Raw genomic sequence first — 2676 nt, 5'->3', positions numbered from 1 at the left:
TTTGTTTTTGACACTTCCACACACCATTCCTATTGGGTCATTGGTCATTGGTAAACTCTCAGTAAGCCATTGATTACTGGTTGACGGAGGGCTAACAACTCCAGTGCCATAGGAGCAACTATTATATTAGTTATTAGTTGTCAGCCACAGTACCATGACTGAACACTTGACCTAAGCAAGCAATGCGCATGCCTGTTGTCTATTTTCGTTCGTCTGTGGTTATTTTTACCAATGTGCTGAATTTTTTTGGGTTACGGGTTAACGATGGCATCAATCCCGTCACTTGTTTTTACCCTGTGAGGTCTAGTCAGAGGCTGATTAGAGTTTGCTCTCAAGAATTTTTTGTAGCACTTGCTGATAGGCTTGTTCTACATTTCCCAAGTCCTTACGAAATCGGTCTTTGTCCATCACTCGACGCTCCGGATCAGTTTCGGCTTGGTTCCAAAGGCGGCAGGTATCAGGACTGATTTCATCGGCTAATAGTAGTTCTTCAGACGGGGTTAGACCAAACTCCAACTTGAAGTCTACTAGAGTAATGCCACACTGATAGAAGAAGTCAGTGAGAATTTGGTTAATTCGCAACGCTTGCTCAATCAGTTGGTTCAACTGCTCAGGCGTTGCTAGTTCCAGCAGTAGTAAGCGATCGCGTGTTAACAAGGGATCTCCTAAGTCGTCATTCTTCAAATAAAATTCCACTAAGGGCTTTGGGAGTACCCGACCCTCTGGTATTCCAGTTTGTTGACATAGACTACCAGCAGCAATGTTCCTGACTACCACCTCCAAGGGCAGAATTTTTACCTGTTTGACCAACATTTGGTTGGGAGTAGGACGGTCAATGAAGTGCGTAGCAATTGCCTTCTCTTCTAGGACTTTGAACAAATGAGATGCGATCGCACAATTAATCTCACCCTTCCCAGAAATCTGACCTCGCTTTTGGGCATTAAAGGCAGTGGCATCATCTTTAAAGTAAGTCAGTAGAATCTCTGGGTCATCGGTAGTATATAAGATTTTCGCTTTACCTTCGTAGAGTTTTTGATCAGGGGACATAATCAGTAAGATGATGGTTGACTGACAATATATTGACAGATATACCAGCCCTAAATGATTCGTAAAATATAGTGGCCAAAGCGAACGCGATCGCGTCGGCTGCGCCTAATCGCCCTTAAGGCAAGCCCAGCAATGATTTCAGATTTTTCATGTTTGATAACTGATTTAGGATTGCTATACATCTTGACAATCACATAAAATCAGAAATTTGGCGGAGCGTGAGTTATAATTTAATCAGTTAAGTTAAGGTTAGGTTAAGAAGGTCTGGTACAGGCAATAGCTATGGTAGATCCATCTGATTTTTTACATCCTCGCAGTCCCTATCACGGTCAGTTCAAGCCAGAAAACGTGGTTTTTAACGCTAATTTACAGGAATTTGCTCAAAGAGTCAGCTACATCTGTAATCTGGAAACTGCTGGTAAGCTGCCTCCAAAAGAGGCTTACCAGCAGATTAAACAACTCTGGAAAGAGTTGAAACAAAGCAAAAAGAGCCTGGGTATATAAAAGATGAAATACGTCATTCTTTACTTAGTGGTCATCGTGTAAACTCCATCCCAGGAATCATCAGGAGGATGATCACAATAGTTTTTAGCTCGGTTAATATGGAGCTTGACAGGCCGGTCATTTGGTTGTATTTCTAGTGCATCAGTAAAATACTTGAGTGCCTGTTGAAAGTCTCGTTTGATGTAAGCATTACGCCCTGCTTGATACAAATCCAAGAACCGTTTTCTGTTATCGCTAAGGGATACGTCGGTTTTGCCAATTAATTCATAAATCCTAACGGCTTGGTTTTTACCTTTGACCCGGATTTGATCTAACTCCCGCACCACAATGCGATCGCGGCACAAGTTATAGGTATACTCACTCAAGATAATGTCGCAGCCATACTCTTTGGTAACGCTTTCGAGGCGAGCACTTAGATTCACCCCATCTCCAATAACCGTATAGTCCATCCGTTTTTGGGAGCCGATATTGCCGGAAACCACTTCTCCAGAACTAATTCCCATCCCAATCCGGATTTCGGGTTGGTTATTACGGCTGCGATTGGAATTAAATTTTGCTAAGCGTGAGCGCATATCTAGAGCTGATTTGACAGCCTTCCAAGCATGATTTTGCAGGGGTAAAGGTGCTCCAAACACGGCCATCAAGGCATCTCCAATAAACTTGTCCAAGGTGCCATCGTGATTGAATACAGCCTCTACCATGGTTTCAAAATACTTGTTGAGCAACGATACCACCTCTGTTGCTCCGAGATGTTCTGTGAGGTTTGTGTAGCCCCGGATATCAGAAAATAGAATAGTTACTTCTTGCTTCTTGCCCTGCATTAAGGTATCTTCCCCGAGGGCTAAGACTTGATCAGCAACCCGTGGAGTCATGTAGCGATACATGGCTGTCTTCATACGCTTCTCACGAGTCATATCTTCTAAAACCACCAACCCACCTCGCACACTTCCCTCTGGGTTGAGCAAAGGATTGACGCTTAGGTTCAGACTGCGTTCAATTTCCTGAACTTGGTATTTTGACAAATAATAAGTAGATGAAGATTCCGTCTGGGGTGTTTCATTCCAGGGTACATAAACATTCGGGTCATCCCACTTTGGCATTGCCAGAACCATGGATGGTGACCCT

At 43.3% G+C, this 2676-nt stretch carries 3 protein-coding genes; 1 reads left to right on the top strand and 2 read right to left on the bottom strand.

The genetic code is table 11. The features are described 5' to 3' along the window. Nucleotides 1-318 precede the first annotated feature (318 nt). The gene (purC, locus tag F6K57_RS37505; RefSeq protein WP_293026099.1) at nt 319-1047 is read right to left on the bottom strand and encodes a phosphoribosylaminoimidazolesuccinocarboxamide synthase; all 729 of its coding nucleotides are present in this window, start codon (nt 1045-1047) and stop codon (nt 319-321) included. A 282-nt stretch (nt 1048-1329) separates the two neighbouring features. On the opposite strand from purC, the gene F6K57_RS37500 reads away from it, so the two are divergent. Beyond that, nucleotides 1330-1551, top strand: a complete 222-nt coding sequence (locus tag F6K57_RS37500) for a hypothetical protein (RefSeq protein WP_293026097.1) — start codon at nt 1330-1332, stop codon at nt 1549-1551. Between the two features lie 20 nt (nt 1552-1571). On the opposite strand, the gene F6K57_RS37495 is transcribed toward F6K57_RS37500, so the two are convergent. Further along, nucleotides 1572-2676, bottom strand: a 1105-nt coding sequence (locus F6K57_RS37495; RefSeq protein WP_293073433.1) for an adenylate/guanylate cyclase domain-containing protein, incomplete at its 5' end; no start/stop codon positions are given.

The sequence above is a fragment of the Moorena sp. SIO4A5 genome (assembly GCF_010672005.1).
GTDB lineage: Bacteria > Cyanobacteriota > Cyanobacteriia > Cyanobacteriales > Coleofasciculaceae > Moorena.
This window is presented reverse-complemented; position numbering and strand designations above follow the sequence as displayed.

What these genes read in the sequence shown, in the direction of transcription:
- purC (WP_293026099.1), bottom strand. Translation starts at nt 1,047, where the DNA reads ATGTCCCCTGATCAAAAACTCTACGAAGGTAAAGCGAAAATCTTATAT.
- F6K57_RS37500 (WP_293026097.1), top strand. Translation starts at nt 1,330, where the DNA reads ATGGTAGATCCATCTGATTTTTTACATCCTCGCAGTCCCTATCACGGT.